The organism is Sphingomonas hankookensis (genome assembly GCF_022664465.1).
Classification (GTDB): Bacteria; Pseudomonadota; Alphaproteobacteria; order Sphingomonadales; family Sphingomonadaceae; genus Sphingomonas; species Sphingomonas hankookensis.
In genome coordinates, this window is sequence record NZ_JAKREV010000001.1 from 708,405 (window position 1) to 734,909 (window position 26,505).

A 26,505-nucleotide genomic window follows, 5' to 3' on the forward strand; every position below is an offset into this window, starting at 1 on the left:
TAGAGGAAGTCCATGCGTTCCAATTATCTCTTCACCTCGGAATCGGTTTCCGAAGGCCATCCCGACAAGGTCGCGGACCAGATTTCCGATTCGATCGTCGACCTGTTCCTGTCGAAGGACCCCGAAGCGCGCATCGCCTGCGAAACGCTGACCACGACCCAGCTCGTCGTCCTTGCCGGTGAAATCCGCTGCAAGGGCGTGTTCGAAAACGGTGAATGGGCCGATGGCGCCGAAGCCGAGATCGAGGCCGCCGTGCGCGAAACCGTGAAGAAGATCGGCTATGAACAGTCGGGCTTCCACTGGGAAACCTTCCGCTTCGAAAATAACCTGCATGCGCAGTCGGCGCATATCGCGCAGGGCGTCGATGCGTCGGGCAACAAGGACGAAGGCGCCGGCGACCAGGGCATCATGTTCGGCTTCGCCTGCGACGAAACGCCCGACCTGATGCCGGCGACGCTGGATTACAGCCACAAGATCCTCGCCAGGATGGCGGCGGATCGCCATGCCGGCACCGCGCCGTTCCTCGAACCCGATGCCAAGAGCCAGGTCACGCTGCGCTTCGAAAACGGCAAGCCGGTCGCCGCGACCGCGATCGTCGTCTCGACCCAGCATGCGCCGGGTTACGACAATGGCGACAAGGAAGCCGAGCTGCACAATTACGTGAAGTCGGTCGTTGCGGATGTGCTCCCGGCCGACCTGCTGTCGGACGCGACCGAATATCACATCAACCCGACCGGCAGCTTCGAAATCGGCGGCCCCGACGGCGACGCCGGCCTGACCGGTCGCAAGATCATCGTCGACACCTATGGCGGGGCGGCGCCGCACGGCGGCGGCGCGTTCAGCGGCAAGGACCCGACCAAGGTCGACCGGTCGGCGGCGTACATCACCCGCTATCTGGCGAAGAACATCGTCGCGGCGGGCCTCGCCAAGCGCTGCACGATCCAGCTCGCCTATGCGATCGGCGTGTCGAAGCCGCTGTCGCTGTACGTGAACACGCACGGCACCGGCACCGTCGCCGACGACGCGATCGAAACCGCGATCGCCGGCATCGCGAAGCTGGGCGGCCTGACCCCGCGCGGCATCCGCACGCACCTGTCGCTCAACAAGCCGATCTATCGCCCGACCGCGGCATACGGCCATTTCGGCCGCAAGCCCGAAGGCGACCTGTTCCCATGGGAAAAGACCGATCTGGTCGACGATCTGAAGGCCGCACTGGCCGCCTGATTTCCCCTCGACAGGGTCGTGAAAGTACGGGGGTTCGCCGACGGGGCGGACCTCCCGTTTTCATGTCTGCCCGCCAAGGGGGGATGGGATGCGATTTGCGATAGCATTGCTCGCGGCGACGATTGCCGTGCCGGCCATTGCCCAGCCTGCGGCCCCGATCTCGGTCGAGGATCGCGCCACGTTGGACCGCGCCGCCGAACGCGGGCGCCTGCTGGCGGCCTATGACCGGGTAGCGTGGCTGGCGACCGACGATCTTCAGCCCAAGCTGCCCGACCGGCGGAACCGGTTGGCGGGATGGGTCGTCGACGGCCCGGCATCGGGGCCCACCGCCATCTTCTACGACCGCGCCCAGCCGCCCCGCGGCCTCTATTCCGCGCGGCTGGTGGGCGGCAAGCTCGTCGATACGCGGGTGTTGTCGGGCGATGCCGCGATCCTGTCGCCCGAACGCCTGAAGCTCATCGCCGCGCGCGCCGCCGCCAGTCGCGCGCTTGCGGCAGCAAAGGCACCCGTGTGCAACGGAACCTTCAACACCGTCGTCGTGCCCCCCGCCGCCGCGGGCGACGCCACCATGGTCTATTTCCTCGCGCCGCAGAAACAGGCGAACGACATGCCGATCGGCGGACATTTCCGGGTGGCGGTCGCCGCAGACGGCACCGCGGGCACGCCCTTCGCCTTTTCCAAAGGGTGCATGACCTTCCCGCCGCCGTCGCCCCAGCAGCGGGGCGCGATCGGTGTCGTTTCCACCCTGACCGGTCCGCTGCCCAACGAAACGCACAGCTTTGCGGTAGAGGCCTATCGGCGGCCGTTGTACGTCGTGGTTCCCGGTCCGCCGTCACGGATGTTCGAGCTGGAGCCCGGCAAGCCGATCCGCCCGGTTGCGCCACCGGCGGAAGGCAAGAAGGCGTCGTAAGCCGCGTTACCCACACGGCCCCCATCGTCGTCCCGACGAAACCCGCATGACCGTCTCGACAACGCGACGAAACTGCGGGAGGTTCGTCCCCGGCGCGGACCGTTCTCGTCCGCCCAGGGGGGACAGGATGCGGACATGGATGGCGGCGCTGGCAGCAGCGACGATGGTTGCGACCCCGGTCGCGGCGCAGGTGGTGGGCAGCACGGTATCGGCAAAGGCCGGCAAGCCCTACCGCTTCAAACATAGCGGCATCACTACCCCGGCCGAGCTGGACGGCATGCGCCGGGTCGACGTCCGCCAATTGGGCGACAATGAACTCGACGTGTTCGCCGTCTATCAGGACGGCCCCGACGCCATCACGGTCTACGTCTATCGCAGCCTGACCGGCAGCGTGCCGGTCTGGTTCGATCGCGCACGCGCCTCGGTGGAACAGCGGCGGGAGATGTTCGGCAACGTCGTGCCGGTCGTCCCCACCGCCTTCACGCCCCCTGGCCAGTCGACCGCCAGCGGGCTGATGGCCGGATGGACGCTGAACAAGGCACCCTATCGCGGCACCGCACTCGCCATCCTGCCGGTCGGCGAATGGCTGGTAAAGGTGCGCTACAGTTCGTCGAAGATGGACGGCCCGGCGGTGGCGGCCCGCATCCCGGCGGTCCTGTCGACGCTGGGATGGCCCGGAAACATTCCCGCCGCCACGCCGGCGGCGCCGGTCGCCGATTGCGCCACGCCGCTCGCCTTCTCCAGCACCGCAGCGCCGGTGACCGATCGCGACGCATTGTTCTCGGCGGCGTTCTCCGGCGGACTGATTGCGGCGGCGGCGACGGAAAAGGGCACGCCATCGGCCACGCCGCCGGTCTGGTGCCGCGACCCGGCACCTGCCCGGATCGGCGCGGCCTATCGCAGCGACGGATCGAGCGACAGCTATCTACTGGCGATCAGCGACAGCGGGTGCGGGATCGAGGTCCAGCCCGATGTCATCGGCCGGGAAGTCGCGCAGTCGCAGGGCAAGACGCTCAACCAATGGTCGACAGCCCTGTACGAACCGGGATCGATCATCATCTATGGGCCGACGACCGCCCTGCCGTCACCCGACCTGGTCATCACGATGCTGGAACGACCGATGCTCGCGCGGACCTACACATGGGGCAAGAAGCGGACGGTCGCGATCAACCCGGCCTTCGCCAAATAGCCTGACCGCAGCGGCGGCCCGCTTTCCTACACGCCGCCGCGCTGCCATGCTCGCCGATGCTCTTTGACATCGCGAATACCCCGTTCAACACGGAGCAGTCCGTGTGCGTGCGCAACTTGTGGCAAGTGTGACTTTTGTGAACTTTGGCGGCCTGAGGTCGATCCAGCCGCTTCGAGCGGCAACGTCACCCCAGCGAAGGCTGGGGTCTCCCAGTCAGAGCACGGAACGCAAGCCGCTAGACCATGTGACTTAGGCCTGACCCGTTCGTCCTGAGTAGCCATTGAGCTTGTCGAAATGGCGTATCGAAGGACCGTTGGTGGCGGGTGCTTCGATACGGGTCTTCGACAAGCTCAGCCCCTACTCAGCACGAACGGATACGCTTCATGTCATCAGGCTCTAGACACGTCAGCCTTCGCTGGAGCGATGTTTTCGGACGGATCAACTCCTGCTCCTCGCCGGCAGCACCCGCGCGACGATCGCTTCCGCTGCCCAGCCGATGACCGCGCCGGCCACGACATCGATCGGAAAATGCGTGCCGCGCGGGATCTGAATCGTCGCGATGCCGGTCGCCGCGACATGCGCCGGCACCTCCATCGCCGGATATTCGCGCGCCACCGCCCGCGCGACCGCTACCGCCCCGGCGGTATGGCCCGACGGAAACGAGTTCTGCGGCCCCTCGTCGGTATCGCCGGGCTTGGGGCGATGGTCGTCGCGGTCGCTGAACTGGTTGGGCCGGGCGCGGTCGATATTCTGCTTGATCACCGCCTTGGCCAGCGTCGCCAACCCGTGCGCCGCGAGCATCCGCACGCCGGTACGCGCCAGCTTCGCATCCTTCGCCACTAGCGCGACCGCGATCGTCGCCAGGTTAATCGCGACCATCGGCGGCTGATCGGCGACCTCGCTCAGCTTGCCCGCGACCCGCACGACCGGATGATCCTTCAGCTCCAGCGCGACGCCGTGCCCCGCATCGATATCGGCATCGACCAGTTGCTTCGCCGTGCGTTTCGCCTGCTTTTTCTTGCCCATGGCAGTCCAACCCCCGGTACGCGCCGAAGCTCCCGCCGAACGTTCTTGTCCACAGGGCATATCGCCGGGTAGGAGCGCGGCGATGAACGATCCCACCACCATCCGCCGCCTCTATGGCCGTCGACAGGGCCACAAGCTGCGCCTCGGACAGGCCGCGCTGGTCGAGGACCTGCTGCCGCGCGTCTCGGTGCCGGAAACCGGACCGCTCGATGCCACCGACCTGTTCGGCGACGACCGTCCGGTCGAAATCGAGATCGGTTTCGGCGCGGGCGAGCATCTGGCGGGACAGGCGACCGCGCGCCCGCAGCACGGCTTCATCGGCTGCGAACCGTTCCTCAACGGCGTGGTCGGCGCGCTGAACCATATCCGCGACGGCGAATTATCCAATGTCCGCCTGCACATGGGCGATGCGCTGGAGGTGATCGAACGCTTCCCCGACGCCTCGCTCGAACGCGTCTACCTGCTCCATCCCGATCCGTGGCCCAAGGCGCGCCATGCCAAGCGGCGGATGATGAACCATGGCCCGATGGACCTGATTACGGCCAAGCTGCGCCCCGGCGGCGAGTTCCGCCTCGGCACCGACGACCCGACCTATTGCCGCTGGGCGATGATGGTAATGGACCAGCGCCGCGACTTCGACTGGCAGGCACGCACCCCCGCCGACTTCCTGACCCGCCCCGCCGACTGGCCCGAAACCCGCTACGAGCGGAAAGCCCGGCGGCAGGGGCACGAGGTCTGGTATTTCCGCTACGTGCGGGTCTGACGCCGGTCAGGTCAGCGACGATTTGCGCGGTGGATCGTCCTCGGCCTGCGTCTTCGGCTGATCGCGGTCCAACGTGTCGCTCGGGCGGCGGGCATCGCCGTCCTGCTGGTGATCGACCGACCGGTTGGCATCGCCATCGGTCGGGCGCGTGGTGGGATCGGGCATCGTCAATCTCCTTGCTTCGCCAATGCCTGTGCCGCCGCGCATGTTCCGCCGAGGCTACACCGCAACCGGGCTCGCCATCCGGCCGCCGTCGCCGAAGATGCGGAGATAACGAGCGATATCCGCCGGGTCGCCGGTCGCCTTGGCCGGATTGTCCGACAGCTTGACCGCCGGGCGGCCATTGGCGCCGATGACCTTGCACACCAGCGAGATCGGCTCCAGCCCCTCCCCGCCCAGCGGATCGCACCCGCGGAAATCGTTGGTCAGGTTGGTGCCCCAGCCAAAGCTCATCCGCACCCGGCCATGGAAATGGCGATAGGTCTTGAGGATGCTGTCGACGTCCATCCCGTCGGAAAAGATCAGCAGCTTCGACCGCGGATCGACGCCCTGTTCCTGCCACCAGCGCAGGATCTGCTCGCCGCCCTCGATCGGCGGCATGCTGTCGGGGCGGAAGCCGGTCCAGTCGGCCAGCCATGCCGGCGCGTTGCGCAGGAAGGCGGTGGTACCGAACGCATCGGGCAAGGCGATCAGCAGGTTGCCGCCATAATGCCGGCGCCATTCCTCCAGCACGCGGTACGGCGCGGCGGCGATGCCGGCATCGTCGTTCGCCAACGCCGCCTCGACCATCGGCAGTTCGTGGGCGTTGGTGCCGATCGCCTCGACCCCCGCCTGCATCGCCAGCAGCACGTTGGAGGTGCCGACAAAGCGATCGCCCAGCCCCTCCTGCAACGCCTCGACGCACCAGCGCTGCCACAGGAAACCGTGCCGCCGCCGCGTGCCGAAGTCCGACAGGACCAGGTCGGGCAACGCGCGCAACCGCTCGACCTTGTCCCACAGCCGCGCCTTGGCCCGCGCATAGGTGACGTCCAGCGCGAAGCGGCCATGGTCGCGCAGGGCGGCCCGCGCGCGCAGTTCGTTCAGGATGGTGAGCGCCGGGATTTCCCAGAGCGACGTCTCCGCCCAGGGTCCGTCGAAGCGCAGTTCATACTGGCCATCGCGGATCGACAGGTCGTATTCGGGCAGGCGGAAACGGCTGAGCCAGTCGATGAACCCCGGCGCGAACATCCGCTCGACGCCATAGAAGCTGTTGCCCGCCAGCCAGATCAGCTCCTGCTTCGAAAAGGCGACCGTCCGGGCATGGTCAAGTTGCGCGCGCAATTCGCCTTCGTCGATCACCTCGGCCAGCCGGACCGACTTGCTGCGGTTGATGACGGCAAAGGTTGCGCGGACGTCCGGGTGCACCTCGCGGATCATCTGCACCATCAGCAGCTTGTAGAAATCGGTGTCGAGCAGGCTGCGCACCACCGGATCGAGCCGCCAGCCATGGTTCCACACCCGGGTCGCGATATCGGTCATCACCATCGGTCAGTCCTTCGGACGCTGGACATAGAGTTCGGCAGGACGAAACGCCCGTCCGCCTTCGAAATCGCCGGTCCCGCGCAGCCCGCCGCGCTCCAGCATCCGGCGGCGGAACGCAGGTTTGTTGAGCGACTGGTCCAGCACCGCCTCGTGCACCTGCTGGAGTTCGCGCAGGGTGAAGCGTTCGGGAACGAGGGCGAAGGCAGCATCGTCGATCGTGCTGCGCAGCCGGGCGAGCGTATGCGCCACGATGGCGCCGTGATCGAACGCCAGCGCGATCGGCTGTCCGTCGCGGTACAACCGGCCATCGGAGCCGATCCGCGCGAGGCACTGGTCGACGGTCAGCCGCAGCGCCGCGATCCGCACGGGTGACAGCAGCGCGCGATAGGCGATGGCGATGATCCGCATGCGGGGGTCGCGGTCGACGGTGCCGAAGGAATGCACTTGTTCAACCGGCATCGCGCCGATCCTTGCCTTTTTCCGCAGCACGCGCACGGCCGCCGCTTCGAGCGATTCGTCGATCGCCACGAAACCGCCGGGCAACGCCCAGTGCCCGGCGAACGGCGGCTGGTCGCGCCGGATCAGCAGCACCGCCGGCTGCCCGTCGACGATGCCGATCGCGACGCAATCGACCGCGACCGAAGGACGATCATAGGCGTTCGGATCATACTCCTGTTCCATGCCCTTTACATATATCCAAGACGAACATATGTAAAGGGTGATGAGGGAGATGCGCCATGTCCAGTCTCGTGATCGTCGTCGACACACAGGCCGATTTCATTCTGCCCGACGGGGCGCTGCCGGTGCCGGACGCGACCGCGATCGTCGAACCGCTCGGCGCGTGGCTGGCCGGTCGCACGGCGGCGGATACCGCGGCGATCGTCTTCACTTTCGACACCCATTTCGCCGACACCTATCCATCGAGCGCGGAGGCGGCGCTGTTCCCGATCCACTGCGTCAAGGGGACGCCGGGATGGCGTAACCTGTTCGATCCGCAGGCGATCGATCCGGCGATCCCGTGCCGCACGCTCGAAAAGGGCGTGTTCGACATGTGGGCGGAGCCGGAACTGACGCTGCACGACCCGCACGGCGTGGTATCGCCCGCGCCGCGCGATCCATTCTTTGAGGAGTTGCGCGCAGGCGGTGTGGACCGGGCGATCGTCGTCGGCGTCGCGGCAGACTATTGCGTCCGCTGGGCGATCGACGGCCTGGTCGCGCGCGGATTTTCGGTCGCGGTTCCGGCCGGCCTGACAAGGGGAATAGACCGTCCGATCGGGCGCGTGCTGGAAGAGGATTTTTGCGGGAAAGCGGTCTTGCTTTGCGGACCGGATCGTTAACTCAATCTATCCAACTACTTACTAGGATTCCCCCAAGCGCTTGTGATAGGTGCAAACGATCCTTACGATGCACGGATCGGAAAAGGGGTCCGTTGATGCCGCATATTCTCGTCGCCGACGACCATCCGATGTGCGCTACGGCGCTCGGTATGGCGGCGCGGGCGACCGATCCGACGATCACCAAGGACTGCGTCACGACGCTGGCCGAGGCGGAGGCGCTGGTTCGGCAACGGGATTATGACCTGATCCTGCTCGACCTGATGTTGCCTGACGTACAGGGCTTTGCCGGGCTGGCGCTGCTGCGCGCGATCCGCCCGTCGGCGAAGATCGCGATCGTATCGGGTCGCGAGGAACCGACGGTGGTGGCACAGGCACGGGCGCTGGGTGCGCAGGGGTTCATCCCGAAATCGTCGACGATCGACCAGATGATGGCCGCGCTGCGATCGCTGCTCGCCGGCAAGACGTGGGTGCCGGAGGGCATGGAGGAAGCCGCGCAGGACGATCCGCGCGTCGACGTGGCCCAACGGATGGGGACGCTGTCGATCGCGCAGTTGCGGGTGCTGCGTGCCATCGTCAACGGGCATCAGAACAAGCAGATCGCCTATGACCTGCAACTTGCCGAACCGACGGTGAAGTCGCACCTCTCCGCGATCTTCCGCAAGCTGGGCGTCAGCAACCGGACGCAGGCGGTGCTGGCGCTACAGGCGTTCGACCCGGAAGGGTAAGCCCGCCCGGATCACCCGGCCCGGATCGGATCACGATGTCGCCGCCATGGCGGTACGTGCGGCATCGATCACCAACTGCGCCGACCGGTCGACCCGGTCGATGATCGCCGGATCGACCGACGCCCCGTCGGAGATACCCTGTATCGCGCGCAAGGCATCGACCAGATCGGCCGCGCCCATGCTGGCGGCGGCACCCTGCAACCCATGCGCTTCCCGCCGGGCAAGGCCGTTGCGACCATGTTCCAGCAGCACCCGCAGCCGCGGGGGCACGCGCCCGGCATCCTCAATCAGTAATTGCAGCAGCGTATCGCGCTGTTCGCTCCCCAGCGCATCGGTCAGGGCACGAACGCGATCGGGATCGATCGCGGCCCGCGGCGCGAGCGGCAAACGCACGCGCGGCAGGTCCTGCGCGATCCTGCCGACCAGTTCGCCCAGCCGGGCCATGTCGACCGGTTTGGCCAGCACCCCGTCCATCCCCGCCTGAAGAATTTCGGCACGGGTTTCGCTCGACTGATCGGCGGTGATGGCGTGGATCGGCACGGTAGCCCCCGCCCCGCTCCACGCCCGGATCGCCCGCGCCGCCGCCATCCCATCCATGACCGGCATCTGCACGTCCATCAGTACCAGATCGACCGGATTGCCGGCCGGCGCCGTCACATATTCGACGGCGCGGGCACCGTTTTCGACCGTTACGACCCGGTGGCCCAGCCGACGGACGATCTCGGCGATCAGATAGCGGTTGGTGTCGTTGTCCTCGGCGACCAGGACGGTCGCGACGGGCATCGGGTCCGGCGCAGGGCCGGCATCGGGTCCGGGCGACGACGGCACCGTCGTCTCCATTCCGTTACTAACGGCCGCCGGCAGCGGTAGTTCGAACCAGAAGCGCGACCCGCTGCCCGGACGACTGGCGACATGAATCCTGCCGCGCATCGATTCCACCAGCATCCGGCTGATGCTGAGCCCCAGCCCGGTGCCGCCATAGCTGCGCGTCGTCGACGCATCGGCCTGCACGAACGGTTCGAAGATCGCGTCCAGCCGGTCGCTGCGGATACCGACGCCGGTATCGGCCACCTCGAAATGCCACAACTCGCCGCCCTCGCGGGACGCGGTGATGCGGATCGACCCGGCGCGGGTGAACTTTACCGCATTGCCGACCAGATTGGTGAGCACCCGTTGCAGCCGCGCCGGGTCGCCGATCACGCGGCCTGCCGCCGCATCGAGTTCGAGCGTCAGGTCATGGCGCCGGGCCTCGACGGTGAACAGGCCGACCACCGTTTCCAGCAGCGCCTTCGGTTCGAAGACGATCGCCTCGGGATTGTCATGCCCCCCTTCCAGCTTGGAAAAGGTCAGCACGTTGTCGACGATATGCGACAGCGTCCGCCCGGCCTTTTCCAGCGAATCCAGATGCCGCATCCGTTCGGTCCGGTCGGGCGTGTCGCGCAACAGCTGGACCGCGGCGAGGATCGAGGTCAGCGGCGTCCGGATCTCGTGGCTGATCGTGGCGGTGAAGGTCGCCTTGGCCGCCAGTGCGCGTTCGGCCTCCTCGCGTGCGGCACGCAGATCGGTCATCGCCGCGACCTGTTCGGTAATGTCCTGCAACACGCCGAACAGGCTGACGATGCCGGCGCCCGGCGCGGATTCGGCCTGCCCCCGCGACCGGACCCAGCGGAGCGTGCCGTCGCCGCGCACGATCCGGGCGTCGAATTCGAACGCCCCGCCCGAAGTGATGACCGCGCCCAGCCGTTCGCGGACCATCGCCCGGTCTTCGGGGTGATAATAGTCGATCGCATCGGCGATCCGCGGCACCTCGCCATCGACGACGCCGTGAATGCGGAACACTTCGGTCGACCAGAATAGCCGCCAGTCGGCCAGATCCAGCCGCCAGTGACCGATGCCCGCGGCGCTTTCCGCCATGCCGAGCAGGCGCTGCTGCTCCTCCAGCTTGTCGATCGATACGATCGCTTCGGTCTCGGCATCACGGCGGGTGGCGATGTCGCGAATCGAGCCGATCATCTCCAGATTGTCCGCGCCGTCGCCGACCAGCCGGAACGCCCCTTCCAGCCACAGATAATGCCCTTCGCGGTGGCGCATGCGATACCGGAACACGACCCCGCCGTCGTCCGGCGTCAACGATTCGAGACAGCGGCGCACCCGGTCGCGATCGTTGGGATGGATCGCCGAATACGGGCTCTTGCCGACCAGTTGTTCGGGGCGATAGCCGAGCAATCGTTCGGCGGCGGGCGAGGCGTAGCGACGCAGCCCGTCCACCCCCAGCCGCACGATCAGATCGGTCGAATGATCGGTCAGCAGTCGCAGCTGGCGTTCGTTGTCGCGGATTTCCTTCAGTGCCAGCGACTGTTCGTAGAGCAGCGCGGCGACGGTGAACGAGGCGAGCGTGAAGATCGCGCAGAACAGCTGCAGCAACAGGATACGGTCGGGCAGGTTCGGCAGGATCGCCGCGATCGGGCCTACGCCGTGCATCGTGCAGGCGAACGCAATGCCGCTGACCGTCAGCGTCGCTGCGGTTGCCCCGGCGAACCGGTACAGCAGCGCGGCGAACACGCCGCACGGCATCACCAGGAACAACACCGGATAGGTATTGAAGGCGAAGATCAGCCCGGTGAACAGCGCGGTCAGCACGATCACGACGGCGATCGCCGGTGACAGCAGCCTGATTTCTTCCGACACCGCCCGGCGGCTCGCCTTCAGCGCGGGCAGCAGCACGATCATTCCCATCGCGCCGCCGGCGAACCAGCGGACGAAGGCATCGAACGTCACGGTCTCAGCGAATATCAACCGTGCGACGCCGAACATGGCGGTGCCGGCCAGCGCCCCGACGATCGAAGTGCCGACGACGGTGAAATAGCCGCGCAACAGGCGCGGATCGGGCCGTGCGAGGCGCAGCAGGGTCGCCACGATCGCCGTCTGGAGCGTGTCGACGAGGATATAGACCGCCGTCTGCAGCGTGATCGTGCCGATTACCGGGACTGCCGCGGCGATACCCATCGCCGTGACCGCCAGCAGCAGGGGCCATGCGCGCGGCGGATACCGGATCAGCGCCGCCACCGCGATCGGCGTCGCGGGCCATAGCGGGGCGACATAGCCGAACGAGGGTTTCGACCAGAAGAGCAGCGCGGTGACCGCGCAGATGACCGCCCCATAGCCGAGCAGGCAGCCGGCCGTTCGGAGCCAGAGACACCAATCCGCCGCGGAACGCTCGGTCATCATGGCAGACGATGTTCCCGACTCATCGGCCATGCTCAATCGTCCGTTGGGTGCAGCGATCGATTGCTGCCGGGCGGAATTCCGTTCGGCAAGGGATTATTCGTCGCTCGATCCGGGTTCGGGCACCGGACGATGACCGCTTCCCGCCCATCGTGCCGCGAACAGGCGGCCCGCCAATGCCGGCAGTCCCGGCCGCAGGAACAACCAGTCGCGGATCGCGGGCCCCGGTGCCGCGCCGATCACGCGCTTGTAGCCGCTGTCGCCTGCGCCCCAGTCGACGCGGTCGATCCCCTCGCGCAGCCCGCGTTCCAGATTGCGATAATAGAGCAGCTTGCCGGGCGAATGCTTGGCGAAGCGCGTGTCGTAGCTGTTGGCGATCGCATATTTCAGCGGACCGGCGTTCAGGTCGAACGAAAAGGCGGCGGGCTGACCGTCCATCCGCAGCAGCGCGGCCCACATCATGTCCGCCAGCACCGGGTCGCGCGCCGCCGCGCGCCAGAAACGACCATGGCCGGTGTCGGTGAACTTGGCGTCGCTGCCATCGGTCCGGGTGCCGATCCAGCTGGCGGATTCGATCGCCGCCAGCCCGTCGAACACCGCGTCGGTCCACCCGTCGCCATGGACGAACGACCAGTCGGGCGCGCCGACCGTCGCCAGATGCTTTTCGTTGAAGCGGTTCTTGCGCAGGGTCGAATTGCGCGGCCAGCCGCCCTCCGTTCGCAGCGCCGCCATGTCGAGCAGATAGCTGTCGGCGATGAAGCGCGGCAATGCGCGCCACCCCGCCGCTTCGACCGCCGCCAACAGGCCGACGAGCAACGGATCGTCGTCATAGACCGGCCCCAGCCGGAACCCCCGCACCGCGCGCCCCGCGCCGTTCAGCAGCGCACTGAAATCGTCGTGATCGGCGTGCCGTGCCACCGGACCGCTGCGAAACGGCCAGTAGCAGCCCGGAACCTGCCCCAGCGTGAGGAGCGCCGGTCCCAGCCCGACCAAGGGCAACGCGATCGTCGCCGCCCCGTCGCGTTCGACCAGCACGGTGCGCGCCATGCCGCCATAGCTGTCTACCGCAGCGGCAAACCATTGGCGGCGCAGGAAGCCATGCGTGTCCATCGCCGCCGTCGCCACGCCATCGATCGCATCGGACAGGCCGGCGACGATGCGCGCATGGGGCCGGGAAGCGGGTGCGGTCGAGGACATGCCACTGCCCTTGCCACGAACCCATTACGATACGGTAGCGATAACGATCGTCCGAACCGGACGACTTCCCGCAAACTTGCAGCCCCTTGTCCCCATCCGGCCCGCGCGGCATACCGACCGGGTGGAATTCGAACCTGTCCTGTCGACCGTAGCCAAGACGATCCAGACCGCGATCGCGCCCGTATTCCTGCTGGCCGGGATCGGCGCGATCCTGAACGTCATGGTCGGCCGCCTCGCGCGGATCGTCGACCGTGCGCGCGACCTCGAACGGCTGCATCCCAGCTCGACCGGCCCGGAACATGCGCGCCATGTGTTCGAGCTGCGGCTGCTCGACCGGCGCATCCGGATCATCAACAATTCGGTGTTCCTCGTCGTGTTGTCGGCGGTGGCCAACTGTACCGTCGTCGCGATGCTGTTCATCGCCGAGCTGCTCGACCTCGGGCTGGGCAAGGCGGTGGCGATCTGTTTCATCCTGTCGATGCTGCTGCTGATCGGCGGGCTGGTCTGGTTCCTGTTCGAGGTGCGGCTGTCGGTCTATGCCATCCGGGTGCGCGCCGAACTGCTGGAACGCGAGCGGGCATGACGCCGCGGCGCGAACGCACGCTGTTGCAGGCGGTCGTCGCGTTCACCTGCCTCGTGCCGCTATCGGCGTCGCTGGCCGGCATCATCGGCGGCGCGGCGTGGCTGCAGCCGGCGCCGGCGACCGATATGGACAGCCATTTCCGCTATCTGTCGGGCCTGTTCCTCGGCATGGCGATCGGCTTCGTCAGCTGTATCCCCGGCATCGAACGCAAGGGGGGGCGCTTCCGGTTGCTGGGGCTGATGGTCGTGATCGGCGGGTTCGCGCGGCTGTGGTCGCTGGCCGCGACGGGCGCGCCATCCACGTCCCACCTGACCGGGCTGTGCATCGAACTGATCGTCGTGCCGCTGCTGCTGGGATGGCAGGCGCACGTCGCGAGACGGTACCGGCAGGGCGACTGATTCGCCCGCAGCCGCCACGCCGGCGATCAAAAAAATGAATTGATGTTCCTGCTTTATTCGCTTGCATTTCCCGGAGGCGGCGGAGGTCCGCGCGTCGCGCGGGACCCGTCGCTGCTTGTCCCCCGGTTCCGGCGCGCAACCGAAATTTAGCCGCTTGCGCATGGCGCCATTTGCTACAATTAGTAGGGGCGACGGCGGATCGACCGCTACAAATAGTATTCATCCCGATCGACGCCGCGCCACGACATCCGTGCCGATGGCAGCCGTTCGGACCGGTTGCGCGTCACGAACGGTGGTCGCGGGCCATATTTCAGCGACGGGGACGACATGCTCCGTCCGCAGACAGGGGGAACGGGGACGATGACCTTCCAGGACAGTCAGGATGCCCAGATGAACGAGCTGCAATTCGCCGATCCGGCGCCCGCCGAAACCCCGCCCGCGCGCACCAGCCGCACGGTCGATGCCCAGTTGCACGCGGTCGAGGTCGACCATTCGCGCGACGCGCGGCTGACCGATTTCGGCAAGGATACGCTGAAGGACCGCTATCTGCTGCCGGGCGAATCGTACCAGGACCTGTTCGTGCGCGTCGCATCGGCCTATGCCGACGATGCCGACCATGCGCAGCGGCTGTACGACTATATCTCGAAGCTGTGGTTCATGCCCGCCACCCCGGTGCTGTCGAACGGCGGCACCGGACGCGGCCTGCCGATCAGCTGCTACCTCAACTCGGTCCCCGACAGCCTGGAAGGCATCGTCGAAACGTGGAACGAGAATGTGTGGCTGGCGTCGCGCGGCGGCGGCATCGGCACCTATTGGGGCGCGGTGCGCGGCATCGGCGAACCGGTCGGCCTGAACGGCAAGACCAGCGGCATCATCCCGTTCGTCCGCGTTATGGATTCGCTGACGCTCGCGATCAGCCAGGGCTCGCTGCGTCGTGGCTCGGCGGCCTGCTATCTCGACATCAGCCATCCGGAGATCGAGGAGTTCCTCGAAATCCGCAAGCCCAGCGGCGACTTCAACCGCAAGGCGCTGAACCTGCACCATGGCGTGCTGATCCCCGACGCGTTCATGGAAGCGGTGCGCGATGGTGCGGAATGGCCGCTCAAGAGCCCGAAGGACGGGTCACAGCGCGCGGTCGTCGATGCGCGTTCGCTGTTCCAGAAGCTGGTCGAAACCCGCCTGGCGACCGGCGAGCCGTATATCGTGTTCAGCGACCATGTGAACAACACGATGCCCAAGCATCACCGCGACCTGGGCCTGAAGGTATCGACGTCGAACCTGTGCAGCGAGATCACGCTGCCGACCGGCAAGGATCACCTCGGCAACGACCGCACCGCCGTGTGCTGCCTGTCGTCGCTGAACCTCGAAACGTGGGACGAATGGAACGGCGACAAGCGCTTCATCGAGGACGTGATGCGCTTCCTCGACAATGTGCTGACCGACTATATCGAGCGGGCGCCGGACGAAATGGCGCGGGCGCGCTATTCGGCGGAGCGCGAACGGTCGGTCGGCCTGGGCGTCATGGGCTTCCACTCGTTCCTGCAGGCGCGCGGGCTGCCGTTCGAAGGGGCGATGGCCAAGGCGTGGAACCTGAAGATCTTCCGCCACGTCAACGCGCAGGTGAACGAAGCGTCGATGCACCTCGCCAACGAGCGCGGCCCCTGCCCCGATGCGGCCGATATGGGCGTGATGGAGCGGTTCAGCTGCAAGATGGCAATCGCGCCGACCGCGTCGATCAGCATCATCTGCGGCGGCACCAGCGCCTGCATCGAACCGATCCCGGCGAACATCTATACCCACAAGACGCTTAGCGGCTCGTGGTCGGTCAAGAACCCGTATCTCGAAAAGCTGCTGATCGCGAAGTCGAAGAACAGCGACGCGGTGTGGAACACGATCCTCGAGCGCGGTGGGTCGGTCCAGCATCTCGACTTCCTGAGCCAGGAAGAGAAGGACACGTTCAAGACCAGCTTCGAGATCGACCAGCGCTGGCTGCTCGAACTGGCCGGCGACCGCGCGCCGTTCATCGATCAGGCGCAGTCGCTGAACCTGTTCATCCCGGCCGATGTCGAGAAGTGGGACCTGCTGATGCTCCACTATCGCGCATGGGAACTGGGCATCAAATCGCTCTATTACCTGCGGTCGAAGTCGGTGCAGCGCGCCGGGTTTGCCGGCGGGGTCGAGGCGGACAATACGTCGGAGCTGGCCAAGTTCGATCTGGGCGAGACGACCGATTATGACGAGTGTCTGGCTTGCCAATAAGCCTCCGGCTTATTGGCCCGTCTGACGGCGTGGCGGTACAGCGCTAATCCCTCTCCCATCGGGAGAGGGAGGGAGCCGCGAAGCGGCGGAAGGGTGAGGGCGATGCGCACGTATCAGCACCAACCGTCCGGATCGGTCGACCGCGCCCGCGACCTCCGCCGCAACGCGACCGATGCCGAGAAGAAGCTCTGGTCAGGCCTGCGTCGGACCTTCCCGGAATTGCGATTCCGGCGGCAAGTGCCAGTTGGCCCTTATTTCGTGGATTTCCTGAGCGTGCGAGCTGGTTTGGTCATCGAAGTGGACGGCGGGCAGCATGACGGCGATGCGGCCTATGACGCACGTCGGACGGCGGTCCTGAACCAGCACGGCTTCCGTGTGGAACGCTTCTGGAACGACGACGTGCTGACCAATCTCGACGGGGTGTTGCAGCGGCTGGCCGCGCTGATCGCGAACATGCGTGAGGGCGAACCGGCGTGAACCGGCTCGCCCTCACCCTTCCGCCGCTACGCGGCTCCCTCCCTCTCCCGCCGGGAGAGGGATTTGCATCAGATCGCGCTGCCGTCTTCTTCGGTTTCGAACGTCACCGCGACGTCGGCGTTGGCGCTCAGGCGGACGGTGTCGCCCTCGACCTCGGCGACGAGACCGCCGTCGATATAATGGTGATGTCCGGCATGCGAACCGCCTTCGGCGCCTTCAATTTCCGCGCCGCTATCCTTCTTGGTCAGCTTGATACGGTCGCCTTCGACGCGGTCGACGGTGCCGACATGGACGCCGTCGGCGCCGATGACTTCGGCATGTTCCTTGATGGTGCTGAGATCGGCCATGATGTTTCTCCGTTGGGGGCGGCGGTGAAACGCGCGTCTCCGCAGTTGGTCGCATGACGCCGAACGTCCTCATCATGCTGTGCGTCGCGCTGGTATCGGGCGGCGTCGGGCTGTGGCTGCTGCTGCGCCTGCGTTCGCGCAGGACCCCGCAGAGCCGCTATGCCCATGGCATGACGGGGATGATGGCGCTGGCGCTTGGGATCATCCTGATGATCTTCGGGATCGCGCAGTGGTCGTGGGGGTTGGCATGATCGCTATCCCATTCATCGGCGTTGCGATTTTACTGGTCGGCATCACGATGATGCTCGAACCCGGACAGATGTCGCGGAGCACCAAGCGTCAGCCCAACGTCATGCTTGGCGAAGTACACACGCTGTCGAAGTTCGGCTCGATCTTTTCAGGTATCATTGTCGCGATTGTCGGCAGTGGCCTGCTCGTCTTTTATTTTTTCATACTTCCCTCGGAGTAACCCCATGTCGCTCACCGAAGCCCGCAAGCAGTACAAGCCGTTCGAATACCCCTGGGCGTTCGATTTCTGGAAGCGTCAGCAGCAGATCCACTGGATGCCCGAAGAGGTGCCGCTGGGGGAGGATTGCCGCGACTGGGCGCAGAAGCTGACGCCGCACGAGCGTAACCTGCTGACGCAGATCTTCCGCTTCTTCACCCAGGCGGACGTCGAGGTGCAGGACTGCTATCACGAGAAATATGGCCGCATCTTCAAGCCGACCGAGGTGAAGATGATGCTTGCCGCCTTCTCCAACATGGAGACGGTGCATATCGCGGCGTACAGCCACCTGCTCGACACGATCGGCATGCCCGAGAGCGAATATGGCGCCTTCCTCGAATATAGCGAGATGAAGGACAAGCACGACTATCTGCAGAATTTCGGGGTCGATACCGACGAGGATATCGCCAAGACGCTGGCGATGTTCGGCGGCTTCACCGAAGGGCTGCAGCTGTTCGCGTCGTTCGCGATGCTGATGAACTTCCCGCGCTTCAACAAGATGAAGGGCATGGGGCAGATCGTGTCGTGGTCGGTCCGCGACGAGAGCCTGCACTGCGAAGGCATCATCAAGCTGTTCCACGCCTTCTGCAAGGAACGCGACTGCATGACGCGGTCGGTGCGCGACGACATCGCCGACATGTGCCAGACGACGGTGCGGCTGGAGGACAATTTCATCGATCTCGCCTTCGAAATGGGGCCGGTCCACGGGATGACCGCCAAGGAGATCAAGAAATATATCCGCTACATCGCCGACTGGCGGCTGGGGCAGCTGGGGATGAAGCCGATCTACCTGATCGACGAACATCCCCTGCCATGGCTGGCGCCGCTGCTGAACGGGGTCGAGCACGCCAACTTCTTCGAACAGCGCGCGACCGAATATTCGAAGGCGGCGACGCGCGGTAACTGGAACGAGGTGTGGGACGGCTTCGACAAGCGCCAGAAGGCGAAGGTCGTGGCGCCGGCGAACGAGGAAGCCAGTGGGATGGGCGATATGTTCGGCGGGGTTGCTGCGGAGTGAGCGCTGGGCAAGCGGCAGCGCAAGCTGCCGCGAGCCTTGAGGCGCGACCGGCCGGCGGCGCCCGAAGCGCCGACCGACGGCACGGGCTTTGCCCGTGCCCGCCGCCCAAAGTTCACTAAGTTCACACTCGCACGCTGGTTGCACGCGATACGATCCAACCTGTCAAAGAGCGGGGGTCACGACGACCCGGCAGCACGATGGCAAAGGCCGGACGTGTAGGACAGGCGAAGTTGCGGCCGCCGCCTCCCCGCTCGTCATTCCCGCGAAGGCGGGAATCCCGTGCTGGAGCCGCCGGCGTGGCGGGTATGGATCCCCGCCTGCGCGGGGATGACGAAGGGACGGGCAGCGCCCAACATCCCTCGCGCCTGGCCGCAGGAGGCCCCAGCCTTCGCTGGGGCGACGTCCATTCGAGAAACCCTACCGCCCGCGGCGCACCGGGGCGCGGAAGTCGGCGGGCTTGTCCGCCACCCATGCCACGAACCGCGCCACCGCCGGCAGCGCACGCAACGCGTCGATATCGGCGAGTGGTCCCGCCAGTTCGGCGTTGGTGGCGCTGGCGTGGATGGTGCGGTGGCAGATCGGGTGGACCGGCACCGTCTCGCGCCCGCCCTCGCTCTTGGGTACGCGGTGATGCCATTCGACCTGGGTCCCGATCGGCCGGTCGCACAGCGCGCAGGCGAGCGGTGCGACCTCGCGCGCCGCCAGCTCCTCCGCCGCCGCCAGTCCCGCCTTGCGCTTCACCCGTCCGGCCATGTCCGATCCCTTCGCCCGAGAGATCGGCACGACATCCGCAGTTGGCAAGCGCGCGTCGGCAATTCCTGAACGGCGCCAGACAGATGAACCACAGATGAAGGAACCGACTTCGCTACGGGCGGGTTGTACGCCGGCAAGTTCAGGCAAAGGGAGAACCCCCATGAACCGCACGACATTGCTGATCGCCGCCGCCGCAACTGCGGTCGTCGCGACGCCCGCGCTGGCCAAGGACCGCCGAACGGTCCCGGTCTATTCGGACTACAACCCCTATTATCTCGACTACAAGACCGACATTTCGGAAGCGAAGCGCGAGTTGCGCAACGATCTGCGCCGGGCGAAGGATGCGTCGTCGCGCGAGGACGCGTGGCATGAATATCGCCGCGAGGTCGCCGATGCCGAGCATGATTTCCGCAAGGAAATGGCGGAGCGCGGCATGATCGTCCGGCGCGGCCGGGTGACGGTCGAAGAGTAACCGCGGCACAGCGGTCCTACGGGGAAAGGCCGCCGGGTTCGCGCCCGGCGGCCTTTTCCATACATATCCTTAAACTTCCAGCCCGTCAGGCGAAGCATCGCCATGCCAGTAGCGCGAACTTCTCCATGCTCGGGGCTCCACCGGTCGATCAGTTTGTAACGGTTCGCCACCGCTCGTTCGATGATCCACTGAGAACCATCCAAGCCACTTTCGCAGTCGTCCGACCCGAGGGGTAAGGCGAGCGGGTTCTGCACAACCAGTCGCCGGCGCAGGTCAGCTGCCTCGATCGGGGTCAACAGGCGCCTGATTTTTCTGCTGACGTTGCCCGGTGCATAACCTCCTTGCCCGCTGAGTTGAACGGCGGACAGATGCGGCGCGCGCCCACGCAGCCCATCGATCCGAACGATCACCGGCGCGTCGAAGGTGCGGAGCCAAGTGAAGCGCAGCACGTCGCTCCGGCCGGTACGTGCCTTCTGGAACAGCGACGGCTCACCCGCCGCAGCAAGATGTTTCGCATACCAGTCCCGCCGAAGATCGCTGAACCGGGGAAGCGAGCGATTCAGCGACGCACAAGGCGCACCGATACGTTCGTAGAAAGGCGGGAAATAGAGCGGCGTGAACGTCGCCTGTCCCAGCGCCAACAGACCGAACCATGCCATGTCGCACTCCCCTGCCGATGGGCAAAGGCTTCCATGGGGCGAGTAACTTCACAAGGCCATAAAAAAACCCCGGACGTTTCCGCCCGGGGTCTTCGTTACGCAATTACCGGGGCGGGTCCTGATACGCCGGACCCGCCCGAACTGGCCGGATGCTTAGAAGTGGGTCGTCAGACCCAGCATCGGACGGAAGCTGTGTGCCGAACCGAAGGTCGACACTTCACCGCGCAGGCGCACGCCCGAGTTGCCGGTGATGCCGCCAAGACCGATGTCCTTCGGGCCGACTTCAAAACCGGCGCCATAGGTCATTTCGTGATAGTCGCGGCTGTCACGGCCGAACCGGTCGAAATTGACCCAGCGATAGCCGACCTTGCCGTAGATCAGGCCCGAGTCACCGGCGCGGACGCCGAAACGACCGGCGGCGCCGTAATCCCAATCGATGTCGCCCGACACGCCCTTCGAGACGCTGCCTTCGGCACCGACGAACACCGGGCCCAGCGGCACGTTGAAGCCGACGATGCCTTCGACCAGGGCGCCGTTCAGCTTGTCGTTGCGCGCGACCAACGGGATGCCGGCATCGGTACGCTCGGAATCGAACTGTTCCCAGCCGCCCATCACGGCGATGTAGGGTTCGAAGCCGAAGCCGCGGGTGCCGTCAGGCGCGGTCAGCGCGGGGGCGGGTTCGGTGGTGGCGGTCGGGGCGTCCTGCACGACGGTGGCGTCCTGCGCAAAGGCGGGGACGGCCACGAACGCGGCGGCGGCGGCAGCGACGGTGAAAAGCTTACGCATACAAAACCTCATCAGCGTTTACGGTCCCGGCATCGAACGCGCGCCGGTTTATCCGTGGCCCCTCTGAACCCGAAAGCGCGGGAGTTGTTGCATCGCGTTGCAACATGCATGTCATCAAATCGGATACTGTTGCACGCCGGCAACGGTATCTGTCGCCCCGATGAACGAACCGGGGCGGGTCCGCCCGGACCATGGTCACAATGTGGCAAGGATCGCACAGCGGCAGGGCACGTCGGCGCAACGATCGGCGTCACGGCGGGTTGGATATAGCGACTGGCACCCCCGAATCGGAGGAGAAACACCGATGCGACCCCGGATCATCATCGTCGGCGCAGGGTTCGGCGGCATCGCCGCGGCGCAGGCGATGCGGCGGACCGAAGCCGAGATCACGCTGATCGACCGGACCAACCACCACCTGTTCCAGCCATTGCTGTATCAGGTCGCGGGTGCCGCGCTGTCGCCGGCCGACATCGCGACGGCCAATCGCGCCCTACTGCGTCGCAACAGAAACACGCGCATCCTGATGGCCGAGGTGTGCGGCGTGGATGCCGCGGCGAAGGAAGTCTGCCTTGCCGACGGGCGGCGGCTACCCTTCGATTACTGCATCCTCGCAACCGGCGCGGGCTATAGCTTCTTCGGCAACGACGCGTGGCGCGAGCATGCGTTCGTCCTGAAATCGATCGACGATGCACTGGCGATCCGTGCCGCGCTGCTGGGCGCGTTCGAGCGGGCGGAACAGTGCGACGATCCGGCGGAGGTGCGGCGGCTGCTGACCTTTGCCGTGGTCGGTGGCGGGCCGACCGGGGTCGAGCTGGCGGGGACGATCGCCGAGATGGCGCGCACGACGCTGGCGCGCGACTTCGCGTCAATCGATCCGCGCGGCAGCCGGGTCGTGCTGTGCGAGATGGGCGACCGCATCCTGTCGGCGTTCGACCCGCCGCTGTCGGTGGCGGCGCGCAAGATGCTGGAGTCGCTGGGCGTCGAGGTGCGGACCGGCGAAGCGGTGCGGGAAATCGACGCGCGCGGACTGACCGTCGGCGAACAGCGGATCGACGCCGCCGCGGTGCTATGGGCCGCGGGAACCGAGGCACGGCCGGTCGCGCAGTGGCTGGCGGCCGATGCCGCGAAGAACGGCGCGGTGAAAGTGCGGCCCGACTGTTCGATCCCCGGCCATCCCGATATCTTCGCGATCGGCGACGTGGCGAGCTTCGCCACCGACAAGGGGCCCCTGCCCGGCCTTGCCCCGGTCGCCAAGCAGCAGGGCAAGTTCGTCGGGCGGCTGTTGGCGGCGCGCGTTGCGGGCACGGATGCGCCCGCTGCGTTCCGGTACCGCGACTATGGCACGATGGCCGTGATCGGCCGGTCGCGCGCGGTAGCGGAGATTGCGGGGATGAAGCTCAAGGGCTTCGTCGCGTGGCTGGCATGGTCGCTGGTCCACCTGATGCTGCTGGTCGATTTTCGCAGCCGGGTGTCGGTGTACGTCCATTGGGCGTGGTCGTGGTTCACCTATGGCCGCGGCGCGCGGTTGCTGACCGGATACGCGCCGGAGCCGGGGGAGAAGCCGCGCGCCGCGGCGTTGCCGGAGATCGAGGCGGAGGCCCGGGCGGCGGAGTAGGGGCGGTTCCGTACCCCCGCTTCGAAGAAGAAGCGGGACCCCGGGTCAAGCCCGGGGTGACGTTCTGGGGGGCAGCGGACCCAATCATGGTTCTCAGCGCACGTCATCCCAGCGCAGGCTGGGATCTCCCGGTGATGGCGCGGTCTGCCTCCCGCGGGAGACCCCAGCCTTCGCTGGGGTGACGTTCTAGCTCCGTTACCCCGCATCTCCGCTGCGCGGGTAACGCCCCAAACGCAAACGGCCCGCCCGCATCGTCTGCGGACGGGCCGTTGCCGGCGTCACGTCACGCGATCAGGCGCGCGAGCCCGCCATCGGGAAGCTGCCGAACGCGCCGGCCCCGACAGTGCCCGAAATCGTGTCGCCGTCGACGGTCGCTTCGCAATCGAGCGTCATCGGCATCGGTACGACGATCGACACCTTCCAGCTCAGCTTGTCGCCATCGACCTTGCCGTCGGTGATCTCGGTCGATCCCATCGCACCCGAATAGGTGCCGGTGAAGGTGCCGCCGTCGCTCTTGACGTTCAGCGTCGCCTGCTGGTCGCCCATCGGCGACTTGGTGATCGTGTTCCAGCTGCCATCGACATTCGCCATGTTCGCTCTCCTTACTTCGCCGCGGCCGGAGCGTTCGCCGGCGTCGCCGACACCACCTCCACCGGCAGGCCGAGCCCGTCAAGCTGCGGACGGACGATGCTGGCATCGCCGACCACCACATAGACGAAGCGATTGGGGTCGATTGACGCGCGTGCCGCAGCGTCAAGTTGGCTGGCGTTCAGCGCGCGATATTTTTGCGGCAAGGTCGCCTGGTAATTGTCCGGACGGCCGAGGAAGTCGTTGCTGCGCATCGCGCCCAGCACCGCGCCCGCGGTTTCGTACGTACCGGCCAGCTGGCGAGTCTCACCATCGATCGAACGGCGGAATTCGACGGGCGTCACGCCATTGGCCCCGAGGAACCCGTTGATCTGTTCGCGCAGCGACGCGATCGCCGGGCCGGTCTTGTCGGCCTGTACCGGCGCGTTGATGACGTACGGCACCGCATTCTGCATCAGCTGGTAGCCGCCGCGTGCGCCATAGGACCAGTGCTTGGCTTCGCGCAGGTCCATGTTGATCCGGCTGAGGAAGCCCGAGCCGAGCACGGTGTTGGCGGTGGTCGCCGCCAGCGTGTCCGACTTCGCCTGTACCGGCGTCATCTGTCCGGCGACGATCAGCGACTGCGGCGAATTGGGCCGGTCGACCAGCACGATCTTCGGCGTCGTGGTCGCACGCTGCGCCGGGAACGTCTTGGTCCCCGCCGCACCCGTCGCCTGCCAGTTGCCGAGCGACGCGTTCAGCGCCTGCTGCACTTCGGCCAGCGGGCGGTCGGACACGACGAACACCTTCGCCTTGTCCGGACGCAGCCAGGCGCCCCGCCATGCGACCAGATCGTCGCGCTTCATCGCCATGACCGCCGCCGGATCGCCCACGCCCGCCGCCAGCTTGGCGTAGGGCGAGTTGGCGCCATAGAGCAACGGCGGCAGCGTCATGTCGGCCAGCCCCTGCGGGTTGGTACGCTGCTGCCCGATCTGCGCCAGCACCTGCCCGCGCACCCGCTCCAGCTCGTTCGCGTCGAACGCCGGGTTGCGCAGCACGTCGGCGAACAACATGGTCGCGCTGTTCAGATTGGCGCTGGGCACTTCGAAACCGATCGTCGTCTGATCGGCCGAATTGCCGCCGCTCATCTGCATGCCGAGCTTTTCCTTGGCCTCGGCCATCGCGATCGAGTTGCGGGTGGTGGTGCCCTCGTCGATCAGCGACAGCGTCATGCCCGCCGTGCCGAGCTTGCCCGCGACGTCGGCGGCGGTGCCGGCGTCGAACACCATCGACATCTGCGTCACCGGCACGGCGGTCCGCTGGGCATAGATCAGCTCCATGCCGTTCGACAGGCGGCTGCGCGTGACCTGCGGGAATTGCAGCGCGGCGCCGGAGTCGGCGACGCCCGGCATGGCGCCGCGGGTGCCCTTGAACGGGGTTTCGGGTGCAGCGGGCACGGCGGGGGCGGCAGCGATGGCCTTGGCCTCCTCATACCCCTCGCGCTTCCCGTTCTCGACGATCAGCGTGTAGGCCGGGCGCGACATCCACTTCTGGGCCGCGGCGCGGGCACGGTCCGGCGTCATCGTCGCCAGGGCGTTCAGTTCCTTTTTGTAGAAACCCGGATCGTTCGAATACAGCTCGCCCGACGCCAGCGTCACCGCCTTGCCACCGAAGCCGCCGACCGATTCCAGCCCGCCGATCGTGTTCGACACCTGCGTCGTGGCGACGCGCGCGACCTCGTCCGCGGTCGGACCGGTGCGCAGATAATCGGCGATCATCTGATCGAGCTTCGCCTCGACGATCTTCGCATCGACGCCCGGCTTCACAACCGCGCGGACGATCAGCATGCCCGCCTGTGCCAGCGACTGGACACCGGCCGACACCTGCACCGCCAGCTTGTCCTTCTTGACCAGTTCGTTGTCGAGCCGCGACGAGGCGAGGCCGCCGAACGCGCTCATCGCCACGTCGAGCGCAGGGGCGTCGGGATCGTTCAGGCCCGGCACCGGCCAGACCTTCATGATCATCGTCGCGGCGACATTGTCCTTCATCACCTCGCGCACCGGCGCAGCGAGCGTCGGTACCTCGATCTTCGGCAGGACCGATTCGGGGCCCTTGGCGATCTTGCCGAAATATTTCTCGACCAGCGGGCGCGCTTCCTTGGCGTCGATGTCGCCGGCCAGCACCAGCACCGCGTTGTTGGGGCCATAATGGCTGCGGAACCAGTTCTTCACGTCCTCAAGGCTGGCGGCGTCGAGGTCGGCCATCGAGCCGATCACCGAGTGGTGATAGGGGTGGCCGACGGGGAAGATGCCCTCGGTCATCTTGTAGCGGACGAGGCCGTAGGGCTGGTTGTCGCCCTGCCGCTTTTCGTTCTGCACGACGCCGCGCTGCTCATCGAGCACGCCCTGCGTCACCGCGCCGAGCAGATAGCCCATGCGGTCGGATTCGAGGAACAGCGCACGGTCGAGCGCGGGCTTGGGCACCGTTTCGAAATAATTTGTGCGGTCGTAGCTGGTGGTGCCGTTCAGGTCGGTCGCCCCGATCGAGCGCAGCGGATCGAAGAAATCGCCCGGCGCATTTTCCGACCCGTTGAACATCAGATGCTCGAACAGATGCGCGAACCCGGTCTTGCCCTTCGGCTCGTGCTTCGACCCGACGTCATACCAGACCGACACCGCGACGATCGGCGCCTTGCGGTCGGTATGGGTGATGACCGTCAGGCCGTTGGCCAGGGTGAATTTTTCGTAGGGAATGTTCACCGGCGCGACCAGCGCGGACAGCGGCGCGGCCTTTACCGGCGGTGCGGCGGGCGCCGGCGCCTGGGCCAGCGCGGGCGCACTGGCAAGGGCCGTGGATGCAAGCAGGACGGTTGCGACGGTACGGAACATGGAACCCCACCCATTATCGATAAACGGAATGACGGTGTATGGCGCGGATCAGGACTGCGCA

General features: G+C 66.4%; 26 protein-coding genes. 15 read left to right on the plus strand and 11 right to left on the minus strand.

The genetic code is table 11. The annotated features are described in order from the left end of the window. Positions 1-12: 12 nt before the first annotated feature. From metK to MF610_RS03290, 3 genes are all read left to right on the plus strand, one after another. On the plus strand, positions 13-1,224 hold the full coding sequence (metK, locus tag MF610_RS03280; protein WP_242192706.1) for a methionine adenosyltransferase: 1,212 nt from the start codon (positions 13-15) through the stop codon (positions 1,222-1,224). An 88-nt stretch (positions 1,225-1,312) separates the two neighbouring features. Continuing rightward, complete coding sequence (locus tag MF610_RS03285; RefSeq protein ID WP_242192712.1) at positions 1,313-2,134, plus strand: hypothetical protein; 822 nt, start codon at positions 1,313-1,315, stop codon at positions 2,132-2,134. 127 nt (positions 2,135-2,261) lie between these two features. After that, entirely contained in the window at positions 2,262-3,323 is a 1,062-nt protein-coding gene (locus MF610_RS03290; protein WP_242192714.1) for a hypothetical protein, read from the plus strand. 438 nt (positions 3,324-3,761) lie between these two features. Here the strand turns inward: MF610_RS03290 and MF610_RS03295 are convergent, their stop codons facing one another. Beyond that, the gene (locus MF610_RS03295; RefSeq protein ID WP_242192718.1) at positions 3,762-4,349 is read right to left on the minus strand and encodes a phosphatase PAP2 family protein; all 588 of its coding nucleotides are present in this window, start codon (positions 4,347-4,349) and stop codon (positions 3,762-3,764) included. Positions 4,350-4,431: 82 nt separating this feature from the next. Here MF610_RS03295 and trmB point away from each other — a divergent pair, with 82 nt between their 5' ends. After that, entirely contained in the window at positions 4,432-5,112 is a 681-nt protein-coding gene (gene trmB / locus MF610_RS03300; protein ID WP_242192719.1) for a tRNA (guanosine(46)-N7)-methyltransferase TrmB, read from the plus strand. Between the two features lie 6 nt (positions 5,113-5,118). On the opposite strand, the gene MF610_RS03305 is transcribed toward trmB, so the two are convergent. The 3 genes from MF610_RS03305 to MF610_RS03315 are packed head-to-tail and all read right to left on the minus strand — an operon-like array spanning position 5,119 to position 7,314. After that, positions 5,119-5,277 (minus strand): hypothetical protein, encoded by a 159-nt coding sequence (locus MF610_RS03305; RefSeq protein WP_242192721.1) that lies wholly within the window; start codon positions 5,275-5,277, stop codon positions 5,119-5,121. A 54-nt stretch (positions 5,278-5,331) separates the two neighbouring features. After that, entirely contained in the window at positions 5,332-6,636 is a 1,305-nt protein-coding gene (pncB, locus tag MF610_RS03310; RefSeq protein WP_242192723.1) for a nicotinate phosphoribosyltransferase, read from the minus strand. 3 nt (positions 6,637-6,639) lie between these two features. After that, on the minus strand, positions 6,640-7,314 hold the full coding sequence (locus tag MF610_RS03315; protein ID WP_242192725.1) for an NUDIX hydrolase: 675 nt from the start codon (positions 7,312-7,314) through the stop codon (positions 6,640-6,642). Between the two features lie 56 nt (positions 7,315-7,370). Here MF610_RS03315 and MF610_RS03320 point away from each other — a divergent pair, with 56 nt between their 5' ends. Beyond that, positions 7,371-7,970 (plus strand): cysteine hydrolase family protein, encoded by a 600-nt coding sequence (locus MF610_RS03320; protein ID WP_242192727.1) that lies wholly within the window; start codon positions 7,371-7,373, stop codon positions 7,968-7,970. Between the two features lie 95 nt (positions 7,971-8,065). After that, positions 8,066-8,695 (plus strand): response regulator, encoded by a 630-nt coding sequence (locus MF610_RS03325; protein WP_242192729.1) that lies wholly within the window; start codon positions 8,066-8,068, stop codon positions 8,693-8,695. Positions 8,696-8,725: 30 nt separating this feature from the next. Here MF610_RS03325 and MF610_RS03330 read toward each other — a convergent pair whose 3' ends face one another. After that, a complete protein-coding gene (locus tag MF610_RS03330) occupies positions 8,726-11,920 on the minus strand; it encodes an ATP-binding protein (protein ID WP_242192730.1) in 3,195 nt (1,064 codons plus the stop codon). A 96-nt stretch (positions 11,921-12,016) separates the two neighbouring features. After that, the gene (locus MF610_RS03335; protein WP_242192731.1) at positions 12,017-13,117 is read right to left on the minus strand and encodes a GNAT family N-acetyltransferase; all 1,101 of its coding nucleotides are present in this window, start codon (positions 13,115-13,117) and stop codon (positions 12,017-12,019) included. A gap of 121 nt (positions 13,118-13,238) precedes the next feature. Here MF610_RS03335 and MF610_RS03340 point away from each other — a divergent pair, with 121 nt between their 5' ends. The 4 genes from MF610_RS03340 to MF610_RS03355 all read left to right on the plus strand — a co-directional run bounded on the left by MF610_RS03340 (position 13,239) and on the right by MF610_RS03355 (position 16,834). Then, on the plus strand, positions 13,239-13,700 hold the full coding sequence (locus MF610_RS03340) for a DUF2721 domain-containing protein (RefSeq protein WP_242192732.1): 462 nt from the start codon (positions 13,239-13,241) through the stop codon (positions 13,698-13,700). Next, positions 13,697-14,098 carry a DUF4345 domain-containing protein gene (locus MF610_RS03345; protein WP_242192733.1) on the plus strand — a complete coding sequence of 134 codons (402 nt, stop codon included), beginning with the start codon at positions 13,697-13,699 and terminating at the stop codon, positions 14,096-14,098. The genes MF610_RS03340 and MF610_RS03345 overlap by 4 nt, the downstream gene beginning before the upstream one ends. 360 nt (positions 14,099-14,458) lie before the next feature. Beyond that, positions 14,459-16,357, plus strand: coding sequence for a ribonucleoside-diphosphate reductase subunit alpha (locus MF610_RS03350; RefSeq protein ID WP_380870630.1), 1,899 nt, complete (start codon positions 14,459-14,461; stop codon positions 16,355-16,357). Positions 16,358-16,459: 102 nt separating this feature from the next. Next, on the plus strand, positions 16,460-16,834 hold the full coding sequence (locus tag MF610_RS03355) for an endonuclease domain-containing protein (protein ID WP_242192735.1): 375 nt from the start codon (positions 16,460-16,462) through the stop codon (positions 16,832-16,834). Between the two features lie 68 nt (positions 16,835-16,902). Here MF610_RS03355 and MF610_RS03360 read toward each other — a convergent pair whose 3' ends face one another. Then, positions 16,903-17,181 (minus strand): DUF2171 domain-containing protein, encoded by a 279-nt coding sequence (locus tag MF610_RS03360; protein WP_242192736.1) that lies wholly within the window; start codon positions 17,179-17,181, stop codon positions 16,903-16,905. 53 nt (positions 17,182-17,234) lie between these two features. Here MF610_RS03360 and MF610_RS03365 point away from each other — a divergent pair, with 53 nt between their 5' ends. From MF610_RS03365 to MF610_RS03375, 3 genes are read left to right on the plus strand one after another with little or no spacing between them, the layout of a single operon-like run. Beyond that, a complete protein-coding gene (locus tag MF610_RS03365) occupies positions 17,235-17,432 on the plus strand; it encodes a hypothetical protein (protein WP_242192737.1) in 198 nt (65 codons plus the stop codon). Next, positions 17,429-17,650: a hypothetical protein gene (locus MF610_RS03370; RefSeq protein WP_242192739.1), complete on the plus strand. Its 222-nt coding sequence runs from the start codon at positions 17,429-17,431 to the stop codon at positions 17,648-17,650. Before MF610_RS03365 ends, MF610_RS03370 begins: the two co-directional genes overlap by 4 nt. A gap of 4 nt (positions 17,651-17,654) precedes the next feature. After that, positions 17,655-18,704, plus strand: a complete 1,050-nt coding sequence (locus MF610_RS03375; RefSeq protein ID WP_125658306.1) for a ribonucleotide-diphosphate reductase subunit beta — start codon at positions 17,655-17,657, stop codon at positions 18,702-18,704. A gap of 417 nt (positions 18,705-19,121) precedes the next feature. Here MF610_RS03375 and MF610_RS03380 read toward each other — a convergent pair whose 3' ends face one another. After that, a complete protein-coding gene (locus MF610_RS03380) occupies positions 19,122-19,457 on the minus strand; it encodes an HNH endonuclease family protein (protein WP_242192741.1) in 336 nt (111 codons plus the stop codon). 160 nt (positions 19,458-19,617) lie between these two features. On the opposite strand from MF610_RS03380, the gene MF610_RS03385 reads away from it, so the two are divergent. After that, positions 19,618-19,929 carry a hypothetical protein gene (locus MF610_RS03385; protein WP_242192742.1) on the plus strand — a complete coding sequence of 104 codons (312 nt, stop codon included), beginning with the start codon at positions 19,618-19,620 and terminating at the stop codon, positions 19,927-19,929. A gap of 812 nt (positions 19,930-20,741) precedes the next feature. Here the strand turns inward: MF610_RS03385 and MF610_RS03390 are convergent. Beyond that, entirely contained in the window at positions 20,742-21,374 is a 633-nt protein-coding gene (locus MF610_RS03390; protein WP_242192743.1) for an outer membrane protein, read from the minus strand. Positions 21,375-21,678: 304 nt separating this feature from the next. Between MF610_RS03390 and MF610_RS03395 the strand changes: the two genes are divergently transcribed. Beyond that, positions 21,679-22,989 carry an NAD(P)/FAD-dependent oxidoreductase gene (locus MF610_RS03395; protein ID WP_242192744.1) on the plus strand — a complete coding sequence of 437 codons (1,311 nt, stop codon included), beginning with the start codon at positions 21,679-21,681 and terminating at the stop codon, positions 22,987-22,989. Between the two features lie 291 nt (positions 22,990-23,280). Here MF610_RS03395 and MF610_RS03400 read toward each other — a convergent pair whose 3' ends face one another. Next, a complete protein-coding gene (locus tag MF610_RS03400) occupies positions 23,281-23,580 on the minus strand; it encodes a hypothetical protein (RefSeq protein WP_242192745.1) in 300 nt (99 codons plus the stop codon). Positions 23,581-23,591: 11 nt separating this feature from the next. Next, positions 23,592-26,444 carry a M16 family metallopeptidase gene (locus tag MF610_RS03405; protein ID WP_242192746.1) on the minus strand — a complete coding sequence of 951 codons (2,853 nt, stop codon included), beginning with the start codon at positions 26,442-26,444 and terminating at the stop codon, positions 23,592-23,594. Between the last annotated feature and the right edge of the window lie 61 nt (positions 26,445-26,505).

Coding starts and splice junctions, on each gene's coding strand:
- MF610_RS03360 (WP_242192736.1), bottom strand. CDS start 17,181: ATGGCCGATCTCAGCACCATCAAGGAACATGCCGAAGTCATCGGCGCC.
- MF610_RS03290 (WP_242192714.1), top strand. CDS start 2,262: ATGCGGACATGGATGGCGGCGCTGGCAGCAGCGACGATGGTTGCGACC.
- MF610_RS03320 (WP_242192727.1), top strand. CDS start 7,371: ATGTCCAGTCTCGTGATCGTCGTCGACACACAGGCCGATTTCATTCTG.
- MF610_RS03370 (WP_242192739.1), top strand. CDS start 17,429: ATGATCGCTATCCCATTCATCGGCGTTGCGATTTTACTGGTCGGCATC.
- MF610_RS03345 (WP_242192733.1), top strand. CDS start 13,697: ATGACGCCGCGGCGCGAACGCACGCTGTTGCAGGCGGTCGTCGCGTTC.
- MF610_RS03355 (WP_242192735.1), top strand. CDS start 16,460: ATGCGCACGTATCAGCACCAACCGTCCGGATCGGTCGACCGCGCCCGC.
- MF610_RS03350 (WP_380870630.1), top strand. CDS start 14,459: ATGACCTTCCAGGACAGTCAGGATGCCCAGATGAACGAGCTGCAATTC.
- metK (WP_242192706.1), top strand. CDS start 13: ATGCGTTCCAATTATCTCTTCACCTCGGAATCGGTTTCCGAAGGCCAT.
- pncB (WP_242192723.1), bottom strand. CDS start 6,636: ATGGTGATGACCGATATCGCGACCCGGGTGTGGAACCATGGCTGGCGG.
- MF610_RS03315 (WP_242192725.1), bottom strand. CDS start 7,314: ATGGAACAGGAGTATGATCCGAACGCCTATGATCGTCCTTCGGTCGCG.
- MF610_RS03395 (WP_242192744.1), top strand. CDS start 21,679: ATGCGACCCCGGATCATCATCGTCGGCGCAGGGTTCGGCGGCATCGCC.
- MF610_RS03385 (WP_242192742.1), top strand. CDS start 19,618: ATGAACCGCACGACATTGCTGATCGCCGCCGCCGCAACTGCGGTCGTC.
- MF610_RS03330 (WP_242192730.1), bottom strand. CDS start 11,920: ATGACCGAGCGTTCCGCGGCGGATTGGTGTCTCTGGCTCCGAACGGCC.
- MF610_RS03325 (WP_242192729.1), top strand. CDS start 8,066: ATGCCGCATATTCTCGTCGCCGACGACCATCCGATGTGCGCTACGGCG.
- MF610_RS03295 (WP_242192718.1), bottom strand. CDS start 4,349: ATGGGCAAGAAAAAGCAGGCGAAACGCACGGCGAAGCAACTGGTCGAT.
- MF610_RS03285 (WP_242192712.1), top strand. CDS start 1,313: ATGCGATTTGCGATAGCATTGCTCGCGGCGACGATTGCCGTGCCGGCC.
- MF610_RS03335 (WP_242192731.1), bottom strand. CDS start 13,117: ATGTCCTCGACCGCACCCGCTTCCCGGCCCCATGCGCGCATCGTCGCC.
- MF610_RS03375 (WP_125658306.1), top strand. CDS start 17,655: ATGTCGCTCACCGAAGCCCGCAAGCAGTACAAGCCGTTCGAATACCCC.
- MF610_RS03390 (WP_242192743.1), bottom strand. CDS start 21,374: ATGCGTAAGCTTTTCACCGTCGCTGCCGCCGCCGCCGCGTTCGTGGCC.
- MF610_RS03400 (WP_242192745.1), bottom strand. CDS start 23,580: ATGGCGAATGTCGATGGCAGCTGGAACACGATCACCAAGTCGCCGATG.
- MF610_RS03365 (WP_242192737.1), top strand. CDS start 17,235: ATGACGCCGAACGTCCTCATCATGCTGTGCGTCGCGCTGGTATCGGGC.
- MF610_RS03380 (WP_242192741.1), bottom strand. CDS start 19,457: ATGGCCGGACGGGTGAAGCGCAAGGCGGGACTGGCGGCGGCGGAGGAG.
- trmB (WP_242192719.1), top strand. CDS start 4,432: ATGAACGATCCCACCACCATCCGCCGCCTCTATGGCCGTCGACAGGGC.
- MF610_RS03405 (WP_242192746.1), bottom strand. CDS start 26,444: ATGTTCCGTACCGTCGCAACCGTCCTGCTTGCATCCACGGCCCTTGCC.
- MF610_RS03305 (WP_242192721.1), bottom strand. CDS start 5,277: ATGCCCGATCCCACCACGCGCCCGACCGATGGCGATGCCAACCGGTCG.